This is a genomic window from Streptomyces rugosispiralis (assembly GCF_024505145.1).
GTDB classification, from domain to species: domain Bacteria; phylum Actinomycetota; class Actinomycetes; order Streptomycetales; family Streptomycetaceae; genus Streptomyces; species Streptomyces rugosispiralis.
The window spans coordinates 1-213 of sequence record NZ_JANIAA010000295.1 but is presented as its reverse complement, the minus strand read 5'-3'; the positions used below and the strand labels follow the sequence as shown (position 1 = coordinate 213).

The window sequence follows — 213 nt, the reverse complement described above, 5'->3', positions numbered from 1 at the left end:
GCGGCGGCCCGCGACCGCTCGGCGATCAGGCGCTCCAGGTCGGCCCCGGCCGCGCTCGCATCGACCCGGTGCACCCACGAGGCCACGGACACGACCGGGGGAACGAGGAGACGGGCGGCGGGCTCGGTCTCCAGCCGCGCCCGCAGAATGTCGTGGTGATCGACCACCGCCTGCACGGCACCGGTCAGCGTCTCCAGCCGCATCCCCGCCGGA

Annotated in this window: 1 protein-coding gene; it reads right to left on the bottom strand. The window is 76.1% G+C overall.

Annotation, left to right across the window (positions count from 1 at the left end):
- On the bottom strand, positions 1-213 hold a 213-nt coding region (locus NP777_RS47525; RefSeq protein WP_256656423.1), incomplete at both ends, for a hypothetical protein.